This window comes from Vibrio sp. 811 (assembly GCF_033339195.1).
On sequence record NZ_JAWOUB010000573.1, the window covers coordinates 1 to 616 of the forward strand.

1 protein-coding gene is annotated in these 616 nt (G+C 47.1%); it reads left to right on the top strand.

The window, feature by feature from the left end; translation table 11 throughout:
* On the top strand, positions 1–616 hold a 616-nt coding region (locus R7Q46_RS28165), incomplete at both ends, for a GGDEF domain-containing phosphodiesterase (protein WP_318078438.1).

Genomic DNA, 616 nt, shown 5'->3' on the forward strand with positions numbered 1-616 from the left:
CGATACCGCGAAGCGCGTTGCTTCGAGTGTGTTATCGGCCTTTAGTGAACCGTTTGTTTGGAATAATCACGAGTTTTTCCTGACAGGCAGTGTCGGCATGTCGGTTTTCCCAGACGACGGTGATAACGCCGAGCAGCTGTTAGCGTGTGCCGATATGGCGATGTACCGCGTGAAGCAAGATGGCCGCGATGCGTTCTGTTTCTACAACCACAACATGAACCAAGATCTACAGCGTTACTTGGATCTAGAAAGTCGATTGCGTAATGCGATCTCGAACCAACTGCTCGAAATGTACTATCAGCCAATCATTGAATTGAAAAGCGGTAAAATTGTTGGCGCAGAAGCATTGATGCGTTGGAACGATGAGAAGTTTGGTTTCGTCAATCCAGAAGAGTTCATCTCGATTGCAGAGAAAAATGGGTTGATTCATCAACTTGGCGAGTTCGCCATTCAGCAAGCGTGTTATCAAGCAGCACAGTGGCAATCCATTTCGCCGTTGTTTGTATCGGTGAACTTCTCTAGCGTTCAATTCCGCTATTGTGATCGCTTATTGGCGTTCATTAGGCAAAGCTTAGAAGAATCGGGTTTGCCTGCTGAGCAATTTGACGTCGAGGTA